This is a genomic window from Streptomyces griseomycini (assembly GCF_014203535.1).
Classification (GTDB): domain Bacteria; phylum Actinomycetota; class Actinomycetes; order Streptomycetales; family Streptomycetaceae; genus Streptomyces; species Streptomyces griseomycini.
Genome location: NZ_JACHJI010000014.1, coordinates 23089 through 38395 on the forward strand (window position 1 = coordinate 23089; position 15307 = coordinate 38395).

The 15307-nt window shown below is 73.1% G+C and carries 15 protein-coding genes; 5 read left to right on the top strand and 10 right to left on the bottom strand.

Going from position 1 to position 15307, the window contains the following annotated elements; genetic code table 11:
* Positions 1–5: 5 nt before the first annotated feature.
* Together FHS37_RS30295 and FHS37_RS30300 are read left to right on the top strand one after the other, a co-directional pair.
* On the top strand, positions 6–575 hold the full coding sequence (locus tag FHS37_RS30295; RefSeq protein ID WP_184827084.1) for a chloramphenicol phosphotransferase CPT family protein: 570 nt from the start codon (positions 6–8) through the stop codon (positions 573–575).
* Positions 572–1384, top strand: a complete 813-nt coding sequence (locus FHS37_RS30300; protein ID WP_375372327.1) for a Type 1 glutamine amidotransferase-like domain-containing protein — start codon at positions 572–574, stop codon at positions 1382–1384. Before FHS37_RS30295 ends, FHS37_RS30300 begins: the two co-directional genes overlap by 4 nt.
* Here the strand turns inward: FHS37_RS30300 and FHS37_RS30305 are convergent.
* From FHS37_RS30305 to FHS37_RS30320, 4 genes are all read right to left on the bottom strand, one after another.
* Positions 1314–2288: a S41 family peptidase gene (locus tag FHS37_RS30305; RefSeq protein ID WP_184827086.1), complete on the bottom strand. Its 975-nt coding sequence runs from the start codon at positions 2286–2288 to the stop codon at positions 1314–1316. The two genes, FHS37_RS30300 and FHS37_RS30305, sit on opposite strands and share 71 nt — an antisense overlap.
* Positions 2289–2492: 204 nt before the next feature.
* Positions 2493–4376, bottom strand: a complete 1884-nt coding sequence (locus tag FHS37_RS30310) for a rhamnogalacturonan lyase (RefSeq protein WP_184827088.1) — start codon at positions 4374–4376, stop codon at positions 2493–2495.
* 80 nt (positions 4377–4456) lie between these two features.
* On the bottom strand, positions 4457–5200 hold the full coding sequence (locus FHS37_RS30315) for a class I SAM-dependent methyltransferase (protein ID WP_184827090.1): 744 nt from the start codon (positions 5198–5200) through the stop codon (positions 4457–4459).
* A 5-nt stretch (positions 5201–5205) separates the two neighbouring features.
* Positions 5206–5511 (bottom strand): 4a-hydroxytetrahydrobiopterin dehydratase, encoded by a 306-nt coding sequence (locus FHS37_RS30320; RefSeq protein ID WP_184827092.1) that lies wholly within the window; start codon positions 5509–5511, stop codon positions 5206–5208.
* Between the two features lie 141 nt (positions 5512–5652).
* On the opposite strand from FHS37_RS30320, the gene FHS37_RS30325 reads away from it, so the two are divergent.
* The gene (locus FHS37_RS30325) at positions 5653–6474 is read left to right on the top strand and encodes a helix-turn-helix domain-containing protein (RefSeq protein WP_184827094.1); all 822 of its coding nucleotides are present in this window, start codon (positions 5653–5655) and stop codon (positions 6472–6474) included.
* Here the strand turns inward: FHS37_RS30325 and FHS37_RS30330 are convergent.
* Positions 6456–6881 (bottom strand): hypothetical protein, encoded by a 426-nt coding sequence (locus FHS37_RS30330; protein WP_184827096.1) that lies wholly within the window; start codon positions 6879–6881, stop codon positions 6456–6458. The two genes, FHS37_RS30325 and FHS37_RS30330, sit on opposite strands and share 19 nt — an antisense overlap.
* Positions 6882–7103: 222 nt before the next feature.
* Here FHS37_RS30330 and FHS37_RS30335 point away from each other — a divergent pair, with 222 nt between their 5' ends.
* Both FHS37_RS30335 and FHS37_RS30340 read left to right on the top strand, forming a co-directional pair.
* On the top strand, positions 7104–7967 hold the full coding sequence (locus FHS37_RS30335; RefSeq protein WP_184827098.1) for a Sco1979 family transcriptional regulator: 864 nt from the start codon (positions 7104–7106) through the stop codon (positions 7965–7967).
* Positions 7968–8082: 115 nt separating this feature from the next.
* Complete coding sequence (locus FHS37_RS30340; RefSeq protein WP_184827100.1) at positions 8083–8898, top strand: SAM-dependent methyltransferase; 816 nt, start codon at positions 8083–8085, stop codon at positions 8896–8898.
* 85 nt (positions 8899–8983) lie between these two features.
* Here FHS37_RS30340 and dnaK read toward each other — a convergent pair whose 3' ends face one another.
* The 5 genes from dnaK to FHS37_RS30365 all read right to left on the bottom strand — a co-directional run bounded on the left by dnaK (position 8984) and on the right by FHS37_RS30365 (position 15189).
* On the bottom strand, positions 8984–10858 hold the full coding sequence (gene dnaK / locus FHS37_RS30345; RefSeq protein ID WP_184827101.1) for a molecular chaperone DnaK: 1875 nt from the start codon (positions 10856–10858) through the stop codon (positions 8984–8986).
* A 94-nt stretch (positions 10859–10952) separates the two neighbouring features.
* Positions 10953–11723: a glycerophosphodiester phosphodiesterase family protein gene (locus FHS37_RS30350; protein WP_184827104.1), complete on the bottom strand. Its 771-nt coding sequence runs from the start codon at positions 11721–11723 to the stop codon at positions 10953–10955.
* Positions 11724–11802: 79 nt separating this feature from the next.
* Positions 11803–12231, bottom strand: a complete 429-nt coding sequence (locus FHS37_RS30355; protein ID WP_184827106.1) for an OsmC family peroxiredoxin — start codon at positions 12229–12231, stop codon at positions 11803–11805.
* 97 nt (positions 12232–12328) lie between these two features.
* Positions 12329–14131, bottom strand: a complete 1803-nt coding sequence (locus FHS37_RS30360) for a vWA domain-containing protein (RefSeq protein ID WP_184827108.1) — start codon at positions 14129–14131, stop codon at positions 12329–12331.
* On the bottom strand, positions 14128–15189 hold the full coding sequence (locus FHS37_RS30365; RefSeq protein WP_184827110.1) for an ATP-binding protein: 1062 nt from the start codon (positions 15187–15189) through the stop codon (positions 14128–14130). The genes FHS37_RS30360 and FHS37_RS30365 overlap by 4 nt, the downstream gene beginning before the upstream one ends.
* Positions 15190–15307 lie beyond the last annotated feature (118 nt).

Consider the following 15307-nt stretch of genomic DNA (forward strand, 5'->3'; position numbering starts at 1 on the left):
CCCCGATGCACGGACGGATCATCTTCCTGAACGGGACGTCCAGTTCGGGGAAGTCCAGCATCGCGAGGGAACTGCTGCAGGTGCTGGACGAGCCGTACTTCCACATGCCCGTGGACGCCTTCCACGCGATGCGGTCGCGCCGGGAGATCGACGCGGACGAGCTCCCCGGCGTGCTGCACCGCACGTGGAAGGGGTTCCACCGGGCGGTCGCCGGCATGGCCGCGGCGGGGAACAACGTGGTGGTGGACCACGTGCTGAGCGAGGAGTGGCGGCTGACGGACTGCCTCGGGCTGTTCGACCCGCGGGAGGTCGTCCTGGTCGGCGTGCGGTGCTCGCCGGAGGAGTTGGAGCGGCGCGAGCGGGCGCGGGGCGACCGCCCGGCGGGCCTCGCGGCCCGGCAGTTCGAGCGGGTCCACGCGCACGGCCTGTACGACGTCGAGTGCGACACGACCACGACCAGTGCCGCGGACTGCGCCCGCCGGATCAGCGCCTTCCTGCCTCACCGCCCCTCCCCCACCGCCTTCGAGCGGCTCGGCCGGAAGGTGGTCCCCGCCCCGGAGGGGGCGGGCCGGTGACCCGGGACACCGCCGTTCCCGCTCGCCGGGTGGCGCTCCTCGGGGGCGGCTTCTCCACCGACGACGACGGACTGCTGGACGACTGGCTGCTCGGTCACGCACGCACGTCGCGTCCCAAGGTGTGCTTCGTCCCCACGGCCGGCGGTGACGCCCCCGCGTACGTCGAGCGGTTCCTGGAGGCGTTCCGGCCGCGCGACTGCGAGCCGTCCGTCCTGCCGCTGTTCCGGCGCGAGCTCGACGACGCGGCGCTGCGGGCCTTCCTGCTCTCCCGGGACGTCGTGTACGTCGGCGGCGGCAACACCGCCAACCTGCTGGCGGTCTGGCGCACCCACGGCGTCGACCGGCTGCTGCACGAGGCGTACGACCGCGGGACGCTGCTGTGCGGGATCAGCGCCGGCGCCAACTGCTGGGGCGAGGGCTCGCACACCGACTCCTTCGGCCCGCTGACGTACCTGCGGGACGGGCTGGGGCTGCTGCCCGGGTCGGTGTGCCCGCACTACGACAGCGAACCCGGCCGCCGGGCCTCCTACCGGGCGGCCGTGGCGAGCGGCGCGCTGTCCGCCGGGTGGGCGGTGGAGGACGGTGCGGGGGCCCTCTTCACGGACGGCCGGCTCACCGAGTCCGTGACCCGCAGGCCGGACGCCCGCCTGTACCGGGTACAGGCGGGCGAGGGGGGGCGAGACCACCGAACGGGCGGTGCCGTGCCGTCCGCTCAGGGCGTGAACACCGTCGAGCTCCTCACCCTGCCCCGCGCCCGGGGGCAGCACCCGAAGCCGCCGGCGACGATCGTCGTCCCTGCTCCGCGGTGAGGTCGGTCCGGCTGTCCACGAGCCGCGTGCGCAGGTGCTCCAGTGCCGCTTTCAGCTCCTCCCCGGCCGCGACGGCCAGGTCCGGTTCGACTCCGACGCCTTCCCAGTTGGTGCCGGTGACCGGGTTGACCGAGCGGGCGGTGGGAACGGTCACGGTGACGTGCGGGGCGACCGGAATACGGGTCGTGGGGTGGGCGCCGCCCCGGGTGGTCCGGCCGATCAGGGTGGCGCGCCCCTGCGCCTTCAGGTTGTACGCCAGTTCCTCCCCGCCCGAGAAGGTGAGGTCACCGGTCAGCACGGCGACCGGGCGATCGAGGTAGCGCGGGGCGGCGAGGTGCCCAAGGGTCCAGTACTGGCGGGTGGAGTCGGTGGCCCGCTCGTAGATGTCGTTGAGGTGCACCCCGTCATCGGCGAAGAAGTAGCTGCACCACAGCTGCACACCCTCCGGTGCGCCGCCCCGGCACTGCCTCAGGTCGATGACCAGTGCCTCGGTGGGAGCGAGCAGTTGCATGGCGGCGGCGATCGCGGGACCGCCCAGGTCGGCGGGGGCGATCATGCGCAGGTCGAGGTAACCGATGTGGTCGTCGAGCTGCTCCACCCGCCGGATGCCGTAGTTGTTCTCCCGGGCGTACCGCGCGAAGCGGGCGCGGGCGACGTCCTCCGGTTCCTCGTCCATCGGCTGCGGCTCCTCGGTCCACAACAGCCGCAGGTGCTTGTCCGCGCAGGCCTTCTGGAGGTCGTCCGTGACCCGCTCGCACAGCTCACGCACCTCCAGGCCGCGGTACGCGCCTTCGGCCAGCCGGCGCCTGATCGCCGCGTCGATGGTGGCCGCCCTCTCGGGGAACACGTAACCGGTGGTGATCCGGGCCAGCGCGGCCTCGAGTATCTCGTGATGGGTCGTCATACGCGTGATGGTAGGTCCGGGGCGAGCGGCTGCCCGGTGTTTTCCACGGTCGCGACCGTCTCTCCCCCGCCTTTGCCGACGGGCCGCCGAGCCGACAGCCGTACGACCGGCGGCTCCTGCCGGAGCCGGCAGGGGCGCGCCGGGAACAGGCCGTGGTTCCCGGCGCGCCCCATGGACGTCACACGGTTCCTCCCCTGCCGGGCGTCAGGGCGTGAACACCACCGGCCTCGGCGGTGTCGGCATGTCGGCGCCGATGAAGAAGCCGGTGTGCGGGGGCTGGTTGTAACCGGTGTTCTGCCAGGCCAGGGACGTGCGGTACAGGGTGTCGTGCAGCAGCGTCGTGATCCTGGTGTCCGTGTCGTGCGGGGTGGAGTAGATGCGCAGCGCCCTGTTGTCACCGGTGCGCCAGACGACCTCCTCGCGCCAGTCGCCGAGGATGTCGCCGGACAGGGCGGGCGTGGACTTGGTGCCGTTGTTGGGCGAGACGCCGGAGCCGGTCAGCAGGCGGGTGTCGGAGGACGTGCCGTACTTGTCGATGCGGGTGCCGTCGAGGAGTTCGCGCACGGGGTCGCCGTCCCACCAGGCGAGGAAGTTGGCGGAGGACGGCTTGCGGCCCTTGGGGGCGCCGCCCTCGTCGCGGACGGAGCCGTCGGACGAGGACCACATCTCCGGGCCCGAGCTGCCCGGCCAGACGTCCGCGGCGACGCCGCGGCCGTTGTCGCAGCAGGCGCCGAGCTTCCAGCGGACCGCGCCGTTCGCGGGGTCGACGTAGAGGGCGGCGGGCTGGCTGGTGGACTCGGAGACCTTGTAGTACTCCAGGCCGGAGGTGGACGGGTCGAGGTCGCCGAGGTGCTGGGCGTCACCGTGGCCGGTCCTCGTGGTCCACAGGGCGTCGCCGTCGTCGTCGACGGCCATCGCCCCGTAGACGATCTCGTCCCGGCCGTCGTTGTCGACGTCCCCGACGGAGAGGCTGTGGGAGCCCTGGCCGTCGTAGCCCTTGCCCTTGTCGGTGGAGGAGTCGGTGTCGAAGGTCCAGCGGCGGGTGAAGGAGCCGTTCCGCCAGTCCCAGGCGGCGATCACCGTGCGGGTGTAGTAGCCGCGGGCCATGATCAGGGAGGGGCGGGCGCCGTCCAGGTAGGCGGTGCCCGCGAGGAAGCGGTCGACGCGGTTGCCGTAGGAGTCGCCCCAGGAGGAGACGGTGCCGCGGGCCGGGACGTAGTCGACGGTGCCCATCGCCCTGCCGGTCCGCCCGTCGAACATGGTGAGGTACTCGGGGCCGGACAGGACGTAGCCCGAGGAGTTGCGGTGGTCGGCGGAAGGGCTGCCGATGACGGCGCCGGTGCCGTCCTTGGTGCCGTCGGCGGTCTTCACGGCGACCTCGGCCCTGCCGTCGCCGTCGTAGTCGTACGCCTGGAACTGCGTGTAGTGCGCGCCCGAGCGGATGTTGCGGCCCAGGTCGATGCGCCACAGCCGGGTGCCGTCGAGCTTGACGCCGTCGACGACGGTGTTGCCGGTGTAGCCGGACTGGGAGTTGTCCTTGGCGTTGGTGGGCTGCCACTTCAGCACGAAGTCCAGGGCGCCGTCGCCGTCCAGGTCGGCGACCGAGGCGTCGTTGGCCTCGTAGGTGTAGGAGACGCCGTCGGGGGTGGTGCCGCCGGCGGGCGGGGACAGGGGCACGTCCTTGTAGCCGGTGCGGAACTGGACGGCGTGGACCGAGTCGCCCTGCTCGACGCCGTTCACGACGGCGCGGACCGTGTAGTCGGCGTGGGCGGGGCCGCCGGAGTGGAAGAAGGTGGTGGAGCGGGTGACCGGATTGGAGTTGACCTTCGTGCCGGCCCGGTAGACGTTGAAGGAGACGTCGTCCGGGTCGGTGCCCAGCCAGCGCCAGCTGACCAGGTTGCCGCTGCCGGTGTGGACGCTGACGACGCCCCGGTCGAGCTTCTCGACCTGCCGCGCGGTGGCGGCTTCGGCGGGGTCGCCGGACAGCGCCGTCAGACCGGCGCCGGCCAGCGTCGCCGCGGCGAGCGCCGCCGGGAGCGCCGCGGGGAGGAAGCCACGGCGTCTGCGGTGCCTGTGGGGGTGGGTCACGGGGCGGACCTCCTGCGAGGACGGATGGGTTCCGTCCCTCGGTCGCCACCGGTGCGCTCCGGGTTGCCGCTGTGTTCGGGTCACAGCGGCTTCCGGAAGGCCCTGAGGGTGAACACGGGGTCCGGGCGGGGCCGGTCCTGGTCGGGAAGCTCGGCCAGCCGGGCGGCGAAGCGTTCGGCGATCGGTTCGCCGGGGGGCAGGGTGACGAACCAGCCGCGGCGCAGGTCGGCGATGGTGCGGCGGGGGCTGCGGCCCTGCCCGTGCCCCCGGAAGCGGGCCTGCCCGGCCGGGAGCAGGCCGTGCTCGGCGGCGCGGGCCGCGACGGCGTCGGCGGCGTCGGGCACCGGGCTGCGCGGGCGGGCGGCGAGGACGGCGTCGATGTCGCTGCCGACGTTGTGGGAGGCGCCCTTGTCGACGGTGGTGACGTAGACCCCGCCGGGCCGCAGGACGCGGGCGCACTCGCCGACGACGGCCCGCACGTCCTCGGGGCCGGGCAGGAGGTGCAGCAGCCACACGCTGACCACGGCGTCGAACCGGGCGTCGGCGAACGGCAGCCGGCGGCTGTCGGCGCGGACCACGGCACCGGGCAGACGGACGGCGGCCATGCGGGTCATCGCCGGGGCGAGGTCGGCGCCGGTCACCCGCAGGCCGCCGCGGGCGGCGGCGAACCGCCGGGTCACGATGCCGGTGCCGCAGGCCACGTCCAGCAGGTCACGCGCCTGCTCCGGCACCAGGTCCAGTACGGCCGCCGCGGCGGCGCCGGCGCGTGGCTCACCGCCGCGCAGGGCGTCGTAGTGTGCCGCTTCCTCGTCGTAGTCCAGCACGCGCCTCAGTGTGCACCGTGTCCGGGGGCCAGGTCCTCCACCTTGCGGGCGAGCTCGATGTCCTTCTCGGTGACGGCACCGCCCGCGCTGTGGGTGTGCACGGACAGCGACACGGTGTCGTACCCGAGGGTGAGGTCGGAGTGGTGGTCGAGCTCCTCCTGCACCTGGGCGATGTGGACGACCATCGCCGTCGCCGCGAAGTGCGACCCCAGCCGGTAGGAGCGGGTGAGGCGGTCCCCGTCGAGCGACCAGCCCGGCAGTTCGGCCAGCCGGTCCTCGACCTCCTTCTGCGACAGCGGTTCGACGGGCATGGGCTGCGCTCCTTCGCCGGTTCGGTCCCCTCGTCGCTCCCGTACGGGGCTCGTCTCTCAGGCTGCCACAGAAGGGCGCCGGGGACCCGGCCAGGAGCGTGCGGCTCCCCGGAACGGCCGTTTCTCGACTACGGTCCGGGCATGACCACTGCCATGTCCTGTACCGCTTCCACCGTCGACGGCGTGGGCCCGCTGCTGCGGGCCTGGCGGGAGCAGCGGCGGGTCAGCCAGCTGGAACTGGCCCTGCGCGCCGACTCCTCCGCCCGGCACATCAGCTTCATCGAGACCGGCCGTTCCCGGCCCAGCGAGGAGATGGTGCTGCGGCTGGCCGAGCACCTGGACGTCCCGGTGCGGGAACGCAACGCGCTGCTGCTGGCGGCGGGTTACGCGCCCCGGTTCCCGCAGACCCCGCTGGACGATCCGGCGCTGAAGGTGCTGCGGGACGGCATCGAGCGGTTGCTCGGGGGCTTCGAGCCGTATCCGGCGCTGGTGGTGGACGCGATGTACGACGTCGTGGCGGCCAACCGGGGTGTCACGATGCTGTTCGACGGGGTGCCCGAGTCGCTGCTGGAGCCGCCGCTGAACGCGGTGCGGCTCACGCTGCACCCGCAGGGGCTGGCGCCGCGCATCCTGAACCTGCGGGAGTGGCGCGGGCACCTGCTGGAGCAGATGGAACGGCAGATCGCGCTGCGCCGGTCCGAGCCGCTGCGGGCGCTGTACGAGGAGGTGGCGGCCTTCCCGGTGCCGGAGTCCGGCGAGGGGATCGGGGAGGAACCGGCGGAGCCGGTGGCGTACTTCGCGCTGCCGATGCTGATCGAGCACGAGGGACGGACGCTGTCGTTCGTGTCGTCGATCTCCACGTTCAACACGCCCATGGACGTGACCGTCGCCGAGCTGGCCGTGGAGACGCTCCTCCCGGCGGACCCGGCGACGGCCAAGTACCTTCAGTCCTGGTTGAGCTGACGTGCCTTCAGCGCCATGTGCTGGAGCAGGGCGAAGCCGGCCACGGTCAGGGCCTGGAGGACCGTCCAGACCGCGCCCGCCGTGGTCGGGGTGAGCCAGAGCGCGAGGGCGGCGAGGCTCACCGCCGTCCAGGCGAGGTTGGCCTCGACGACGATCCGCACGCCGAGGGTCGGCGGGTGCGGCCGGGAGGCCACCAGGCCCACGCCGGCCGCGTACACCGCGAGGAACGCGCCGAGCCCGAGGAGCAGGCCGGAGCCGGCGCCGAGGAAGCGCCCGAGCGGGCCGGAGAGGGCGAGGTAGGCGAGCGCGTTGGCGCCGGTCACCACGGCGTCGAGGGTCAGGAAGCGGCGCAGCGCGGTGTGCGGCTCCGTGGTCCGGGCGAGTGCGGTGAGCTGGGTCGCGGACATGACGAGTAACCCTCCGACGGGATCGGTTGCGGCGGCCGGTGCCGGGTTCCGGGCCGGAGTGCGCCGGCCCGGAACCCGGTGTCCCCACGATCGCCCGGGAGGCGTGGCCCGGTCGATTACCCGCGGGGTAATGCCGCACGGGCCGTTGCCCCGCAACGCGTGAGAGCGGCGGAGGAACATGACAGACTGACCGCAGACCGGGGCGCGTTGGGGAGGCGTGGCGTGAGTGAGCGGCGGGCCGCACCCACCGTGGGCCAGGTGGTGCTGGGAAGGCGGCTGCAGGAGCTGCGGGAGGCGGCGGGCCTCGGACGGGAGGAGGCCGCCCGGATCCTGCGGGTGGCGCCCGCGACCGTCCGCCGGATGGAGACCGCCGAGGTCGCGCTGAAGGTCCCGTACGTCCAGGTCCTGCTGGCCGCGTACGGGGTGCCCGGGGACGAGGCGGAGGCGTTCGTCGCGCTCGTGGAGGAGGCGAACCGGCCGGGCTGGTGGCAGCGGTACCACGACGTGCTGCCGGAGTGGTTCAGCCTGTACGTGAGCCTGGAGGGCGCCGCCCGGATCATCCGGTCCTACGAGCCGCACTTCGTGCCGGGGCTGCTGCAGACCGAGGAGTACGCGCGTGCCGTCCTGGAGGCCGGGACGATCGGGACCGCCGGACCCGCGGCGGTCGAGCGGCACGTGTCGCTGCGCATGGAGCGCCAGCGGCTCCTGGAGCGCCCGGATCCGCCCCACCTGTGGGTGGTCATGGAGGAGACGGTGCTGCGGCGTCCGGTGAGCGTCGACGGCCGGGTGATGCGCGACCAGCTCGACAAGCTCCTGGAGTGGTCCGCGCGGGACCGGATCACGCTCCAGGTCGCCGAGTTCGCCGACGGCCCGCACCCGGGGACGTACGCGCCGTTCTCGCTGTTCCGGTTCGCCGAGCCGGAGCTGCCGGACATGGTGTTCACCGAGTACCTGACGGGCGCCCTGTACCTGGACTCCCGCAAGGAGGTCTCGGCGCACCTGGAGGTCCTGGACCACATGACGGCGCGGGCCGCGTCGACCCAGCGCACGGAGAAACTGCTGCGGGAGCGGCGGGAGAGCCACTGAGCGGGCGGCCCCGCACTCCCCGGCCCGAGTGCGGCGCGCCGTGCACCACCGGGTACGACACGTCCCGCACCACCGAGTACGGCGAGCCTTCGCACCCACCAGGAGGAGACAGCGCATGACCGGACCCGACGCCGCGCACGCCCCCGTCGACACCAGCCGCCCGCACCCGGCCCGCGTCTACGACTGGTGGCTCGGCGGCAAGGACAACTACCCGGTGGACGAGGAGCTGGCGCGGAAGATCCTCGCGGCGGACGACACGGCGGTGCGCGGGGCGCGCGCCAACCGCCGGTTCATGCACCGGGCCGTGCGCACCGTCGCCGAGGCGGGGATACGCCAGTTCCTGGACATCGGCACGGGCATCCCCACGGAGCCCAATCTGCACCAGGTGGCGCAGGGCGTCGCGCCGGAGTCACGCGTGGTGTACGCGGACAACGACCCGATCGTGCTGCGGCACGCCGAGGCGCTGCTGCACGGCACCGCCGAGGGTTCCACGGAGTACGTGCACGCCGACGTCCGGGACGTGGACGCGCTGCTGCGCCGGGCCGGCGAGTCGCTGGACCTGGACCGGCCCGTGGCGCTGTCGCTGGTCGCGCTGACCCACTACCTGGACGACGATCCCGCCGGGGACGACGTGTACGGCCTGCTGGAGCGGTACGTCGCCGCCCTCGCGCCGGGCAGCCACCTGATCCTGTCCCAGGTCACCCCGGACCTGAACCCGGCGGCCGTCGAGCAGGCGGCGAACCTCTTCCGGCGCGGCGGCACCCCCTTCCACCCGCGTTCGCTGGCCGGGTTCTCCCGCTTCTTCACCGGGCTGGAGCTGCTGGGTCCGGGGGTGATCCCGGTGCACGGATGGCGCCCGGAGGAGGAGGACGTGGCGGCCCAGGCGGAGGGAATCGTGCCGGTCTACGCGGGCGTCGCCCGCAAGCCGTGACCGGACGGCCCCGCCCGGGTCGTCCCTGAGCGCCGGGAGCGGCGGGAGCGCCTCCGGGAGTCCGCGGCCCCCCGGAGGCGGCCCGTCAGGCCGCGCCGTTCCGACGGTCCCCGGCGTCCTTGTCGTCGTCGACGATCTCCGCGTCGACGACGCCCTCCTCCTCCTGCGGTGGGGTGTGCTGTGCGGTGCTCTCCGTGGGGGTCTGCTGGGCCTGCGCGTACATCGCCTGGCCCATCTTCTGGCTGACCGTGGCGAGCTTCTCGACGCCGGTCCGCAGCTCGGCCGTGTCGGAGGACTGCCGTTCCAGCAGCTGCTTCAGCTCCGCGACCGCCGACTCGACCTCGGACCGGGTGTCGCCGGGGACCCTGTCGCCGTTCTCCCTCAGGAACTTCTCCGTCTGGTAGACGAGTTGCTCGCCCTGGTTGCGGGTCTCGGCGGCCTCGCGGCGTTCGCGGTCCTCCTCGGCGTACTGCTCGGCCTCGCGCATCATGCGGTCGATGTCGTCCTTGGGCAGCGCCGAGCCGCCGGTGACGGTCATCTTCTGCTCGCGGCCGGTGGCGAGGTCCTTGGCGGAGACGTGCATGATCCCGTTGGCGTCGATGTCGAAGGCCACCTCGATCTGCGGGACGCCGCGCGGGGCGGGCGGCAGGCCGGTGAGGTCGAAGACGCCGAGCTTCTTGTTGTAGGCGGCGATCTCGCGTTCGCCCTGGTAGACCTGGATGCCGACCGAGGGCTGGTTGTCGGTGGCGGTGGTGAAGATCTCCGAACGCCGGGTGGGGATCGTGGTGTTGCGTTCGATCAGCTTGGTCATGATGCCGCCCTTGGTCTCGATGCCCAGGGACAGCGGGGTGACGTCGAGGAGCAGGACGTCCTTCACGTCGCCGCGGAGGACGCCCGCCTGCAGGGCCGCGCCGACGGCGACGACCTCGTCGGGGTTGACGCCCTTGTGCGGGTCCTTGCCGGTGAGTTCGCGGACCAGGTCGGTGACGGCGGGCATCCGGGTGGAGCCGCCGACGAGGATGACGTGGTCGATCGCGGAGAGCTTCACACCGGCGTCCTTGACGGCCTGGTGGAACGGCTTCTTGCAGCGCTCCAGCAGGTCCTCGGTGAGCTCCTGGAACTGGGCGCGGGTGAGCTTCTCGTCCAGGTGCAGGGGCCCTTCGGCGGAGGCCGTGATGTAGGGGAGGTTGATCGTGGTCTCCGACGAGGAGGACAGCTCGATCTTGGCCTTCTCGGCGGCCTCCCGCAGCCGCTGCACGGCCATCTTGTCCTGCGTCAGGTCGATGCCGTACTGGCCCTTGAAACGCTTGGCGAGGTACTCGACGAGGCGCTGGTCCCAGTCGTCGCCGCCGAGGTGGGTGTCGCCGTTGGTGGCCTTCACCTCGATGACGCCCTCGCCCATCTCCAGCAGCGACACGTCGAAGGTGCCGCCGCCCAGGTCGAAGACGAGGACGGTCTGGTCGTTCTCCTTGTCCAGGCCGTAGGCCAGGGCGGCGGCCGTGGGCTCGTTGATGATCCTCAGGACCTTCAGTCCGGCGATCTCCCCGGCCTCCTTGGTGGCCTGCCGCTGGGTGTCGTCGAAGTACGCCGGCACGGTGATCACCGCGTCGGTGACGTCCTCGCCGAGGTAGGACTCCGCGTCCCGCTTCAGCTTCTGCAGCACCCGCGCGGACAGTTCCTGCGCCCGGTAGCGGGTGCCGTCCACCGATCCCTGCTCCGGGAAGCGCCACTGCGCGTCGCCCACGTGGCGCTTGACCGACCGGGCGGTGCGGTCGACGTTCGTCACCGCCTGCCGCTTGGCGACCTCGCCGACCAGCACCTCGCCGTTCTTGGCGAAGGCCACGACCGAGGGGGTGGTCCTGGCGCCCTCCGCGTTGGCGATGACGGTGGGCTCACCGCCCTCCAGCACGGCCACCACCGAGTTCGTGGTCCCCAGGTCGATTCCGACCGCACGTCCCATCGCCGTCCCCTTCCGCCGTTCCGCCAGGGTACCTCTCCGGACTTCCAGCACAAAACTTGAGCGGGCCGTTGTCAATAGTTTGAACGGTCGCTTGTCAACCGGCCAGTCGGCGGAAGCGGCGGGCGCGGGCGGGCCCGGTGGGAGGGGCGGCGCGCAGTTCCACGGCGCGCCGCGGGCGGTCGGTGATCAGCACGTCCACCCGCGGGTCGGTGAGGAAGCCTCGCAGCGCCGCGTCCTCGTTGACCGTCCACACCATGGTGAACAGCCCGCCCCGGGCCGCCTCGCGCAGCACCGTGGCGCGGGCCAGGCGCTGGTGCACGGCGACCCCGTGGGCCCCGCAGGCGCGGACGCGGCGCATCGGCAGCAGTTCGCCGACCCGGGTCGCCACCAGCCGGCCGCGGGCGACCTCCCGGCCGTCCCGGCCGAGCGACAGCGCGGTGCGCACCCGGGGGAAGGCCGCCCTGATCGCGGCGACGGAACGGTCCTCCAGGGTGGTGGCCACGAAGCCGTCCTCGCCGAGCAGGGCGGTCGCGCGGTCGATCAGCTCCCGCTCGTGGCCGGTCTCCTTCAGGTCCAGGTGGCCGACGAGCCTCCCGGCGACCAGCGCCATCACGTCGTCCACGACGGGCACGGGACGGCCGGCGCGCGCGTTCAGCTCCGCGTGGGTGAGCGTGGACAGCAGGGGCCCGGTGCGGCCCACCCGGGGGTCGTGGTGGACGACGAAGACACCGTCCGCGGTGCGCCGGACGTCGAACTCGACGTACTCGGCGCCGGACGCGAGCGCGTCCTCGTACGCCTCCCAGGTGGCCGGGGCGGCGCGTTCGGATCCTCCCCGGTGGGCGGAGACGGCGGGGCGTGGCGTCATGGCGGTCTGCTCCCGGAGGGGACGTGCCGCGGGCCGCCCCGGCTGGAGCGGCCCGCGGTGGCTCGACGCGGCGAGCGGGTCAGGCGAGCTTCGCCGTCAGGGTGATGTTCGTGCCCTTCAGGGCCTGGCTGACCGGGCAGTTCACCTTGGCGTCCTCGGCGGCGGCGGCGAAACCGGCCTCGTCCAGGCCGGGGACGGTGCCCTCGACCGTGAGGTGGATGCCGGTGATGCCCTCACCGGGCACGAAGGTGACGTCGGCGGAGGTGGTCAGCTTGGTCGGCGGGGTGCCGGCCTTGTCGAGGCCGTTGGAGAGGGCCATCGAGAAGCAGCTGGAGTGCGCGGCGGCGATCAGCTCCTCCGGGCTGGTCCTGCCGTTGGCCTCCTCGGCGCGCGACGCCCAGGTGACCGGCTGCTCGCCGATGCTGCCGGAGGAGTCGAAGGTGACGACCCCGCTGCCCTTGAAGAGACTGCCTTCCCAAACGGTGTGTGCGGAGCGCGTGGCTGCCATGACGCATCCTTTCGAAAATGTCCGGCCGTGTGTCCGGCGGTGCTCGGTCCGGGCCCCGTGTCACCGGGTGCCCTCCCCCATCCGATCACATCACGGCTCAACTCACCCGGAAGACGGGCCCTCTCGCGGTGAACGGCAGCCGCGCGCTCTGCGGGACGAGGTACGCGTGCTCGCGCCGGACGCGCAGGACGTCGTCGCACCAGCCGTCGGTGATGACCAGGATCGGCGCGGTGGAGGGGAAGTCGTCGGCGCGCTGGAGGAAGTCGATGCCGGGCTGGAGCACGGTTCCGCCCCGGCCGCGCACCCGCACCCGCCCGGCGATCTCGGTGACCGGCAGGTAGCCGGCGTCGTGGGGTGCCGCGTCGCAGAACACCACGCGGGCGGCGGGTACGTCACGGGCCTCGGCGTAGGAGGCGATGGCGCCGAGCGCCTTGCCGAGCAGGACCCGGTCCATGGAACCGGAGGTGTCCAGCACGACGCCGAAGGTGCAGCGGGCGACCTCCTCGGGCGGGAAGTGGCGCCCCGCGCGCGGGATGCCGGGGGTGGACGCCTGGCGCCGGGAGGGACGCGCGTACGACCGGAGCGGCTCGGGTCGCGGCACGAACTCGTCGAACCAGCGGGCGAGGCGGGCGTCCCAGGGCACCGGGGGGTGGCTGAGCGCGCGGATCTCCTGGACCAGGCCGGCGGGCAGGAAGCCGCGCTCCTGCTGGTCGTGCAGGTCCAGGCCCCGGGCGAGACCGCGGCGGTAGAAGCCGTCGAGGTCGACGTAGTCGCGGGGCGGGCCGAGGGGGCCGCCGAGGACGTCGCCGAGCCCCTTGCCGCGCAGGGTGGAGAAACGCCGCATGCGGCGCAGGTCGCCGGCGATGCGGTCGTAGACCTCCTCGGCGGACAGTCCGGAGAACTCCTTGTCGTACAGCAGGCCCTCGGGCATGGCGCCGACCCGCATCTCCACCAGCCAGCCGTTGATGACGTAGTCGCAGGCGACGTTGAAGAGATACGGGTCGCGTCCGCCGCAGCGGTCGCCGTGGCGCAGGGCCGCGTGCAGCATCTCGTGGGCGAGGACGAACCGCCATTCCTCGTCGTCGAACCGCCGCAACGGGTTGACGTAGATCTCGCCGGCCCCGGCGTCGACGGCGGCGACGGAGATGCCGTGCGCGCGGGCCAGTTCGGCGTCGGCGACGAGGGTGACGCCGGAGGCGACGCCGCCGAGCAGCGGGTAGGACGAGACGAACCAGCCGAGCGCCCGCTCCCAGGGGCGCCGCGGGACCGGCTCGCCGTCCAGGCTGTCGAGACGGCCGCCCGCCATGTCCATCGCGGCGGACACGGTGCGGGTGAGGGCGGTGGCGAACGCCAGCTGGTGGTCCGGCGGCTGCCCGTACCAGCCGTACCACTCCTGGAGGAACAGGTCCGCCTCGCCGCCCGCCGTGCCGCAGCGCTCGTACACGGCCGGGACCCCGTCCCGTCGCCAGCGCGCGGCGAGCCGCTCCTCGTCGCCGTCGGGGTAGGCGGCGGGCAGGTGGTCGGGCGTCCTGCCGACGGGGAAGCCGAGCAGGAAGCGGTTGACGACCACGCATCGGGCGGCGCGCTCGCAGCGGTCCGGCTGCTCGCGCGTGCCCTTGGCGGCCGGGACGTGGCCGAAGCCGAGGTGGAGGACGGCGTGGGCGAGGGCCCACGCCCAGGCGTCCGGGTCGGCCATGCGGTCCGGGTGGACGTGCAGGACGGCCTCGGAGTCGACGCGGACCAGCCCGTCCCGGGGTGCGAGCTCGCAGTTCTCCCGGCGGCAGACGTCGAAGCCGACGGCGGCCAGCGCGGGGTTGGCCCGCACCAGGCGGAGCCCGGCGTCGAACGCCTCCGCCGCGAGGTCCCGCTTCTTCGGCCCCTCGGCGCGGGGGCGGCTCACCGGCGCGCCTCCACCAGCCGGGGCATGTCGCGGGCCGCCTCGACGAGGAACCAGGACGGCAGGACCGGGTTGCCGTCGTGGTCGGAGGCGATGACCGTCTGGGCGACCTCGACGGAGATCTCGGCGAGCTGCACCAGCAGCGACTTGGCGCGGTACGCGGTCTGCCGGCCGTTCGCCGACATGTGCTCCTTGGTCGCCGGGAGTTCCTTGAGGAGGCGTCCGCGGAACGACTCGGCGAGGTAGTAGAGCAGGTCGCGGTCCTCCAGGCGGTGCGGCCAGCGGGCCTCGCCCTTGATGACGGCGTCGATGCCGAAGCGGCTGCGCACGATCTTGACGTAGCCGCAGAAGGCGGTGGCGTGCGCGGGGGTGAGGGTGCCGTGCGCGAGGACCTTCAGGGTGTCCTCGTCGAGGTCGCGGCCGAAGGAGTGCAGCGCGTCGGAGAGCATGTGCCAGGAGCGGGGGGTGGAGAACGGCTCCTCGGTCTTCGGCGGCTTGGACCACAGGTGGTCGGGCCGGTCGGTGAGGTGGTCGGTGATCCACGGGTGGATGCCGTTGTCCGCCGCCCAGGCCAGCCAGTCCCTGGCCGAGACCTCCAGGTGGACGTGGGTGAGGCGGTTGACGAGCGCGGAGGCGATGGGGCGGGCGAGCGCGTTGTCGGTGGCGCGGTTGCCGGCGCCGATGACGAGGGAGCCCTCGGGCAGCTCGTAGTCGCCGATGCGGCGGTCCAGGATGAGCGAGTAGAACGCCTTCTGCACGTCCGGGGTGGCCGCGTTGAGCTCGTCCAGGAAGAGGCAGTAGGGCTCGTCCCGGGCGATCGCCCGGGGCGGGCAGAACACCGAGCGGCCGTCGCGGATCTGCGGCACGCCGATGAGGTCCTCGGGGGCGAGCTGGGTGCCCAGCAGACTCACGCACTCCAGTCCCAGGGACTCGGCGAACTCCCTCACCAGGGAGGACTTTCCGATACCGGGTGCGCCCCAGAGGAAGACCGGCCGCACGGTCGCGAGACCGAGCAGCAGCTCCGGGACGCGGGCGGGGGTGACGGTGACGGCTGCCTGCACGCAGTGGCTCCTGGGGTTCGGGAAGAGGTGGCCGGGACGCGCGGATGTGCGGCGTCCGGTACGCCCAGTCTGGAGGGCGGCGATCACCCGCGCAGCCGAATTTCCGGCGCCCCGGGGC

Coding starts and splice junctions, on each gene's coding strand:
- FHS37_RS30295 (WP_184827084.1), top strand. CDS start 6: ATGCACGGACGGATCATCTTCCTGAACGGGACGTCCAGTTCGGGGAAG.
- FHS37_RS30305 (WP_184827086.1), bottom strand. CDS start 2,288: ATGACGACCCATCACGAGATACTCGAGGCCGCGCTGGCCCGGATCACC.
- FHS37_RS30320 (WP_184827092.1), bottom strand. CDS start 5,511: ATGCCCGTCGAACCGCTGTCGCAGAAGGAGGTCGAGGACCGGCTGGCC.
- FHS37_RS30325 (WP_184827094.1), top strand. CDS start 5,653: ATGACCACTGCCATGTCCTGTACCGCTTCCACCGTCGACGGCGTGGGC.
- FHS37_RS30330 (WP_184827096.1), bottom strand. CDS start 6,881: ATGTCCGCGACCCAGCTCACCGCACTCGCCCGGACCACGGAGCCGCAC.
- FHS37_RS30340 (WP_184827100.1), top strand. CDS start 8,083: ATGACCGGACCCGACGCCGCGCACGCCCCCGTCGACACCAGCCGCCCG.
- dnaK (WP_184827101.1), bottom strand. CDS start 10,858: ATGGGACGTGCGGTCGGAATCGACCTGGGGACCACGAACTCGGTGGTG.
- FHS37_RS30350 (WP_184827104.1), bottom strand. CDS start 11,723: ATGACGCCACGCCCCGCCGTCTCCGCCCACCGGGGAGGATCCGAACGC.
- FHS37_RS30355 (WP_184827106.1), bottom strand. CDS start 12,231: ATGGCAGCCACGCGCTCCGCACACACCGTTTGGGAAGGCAGTCTCTTC.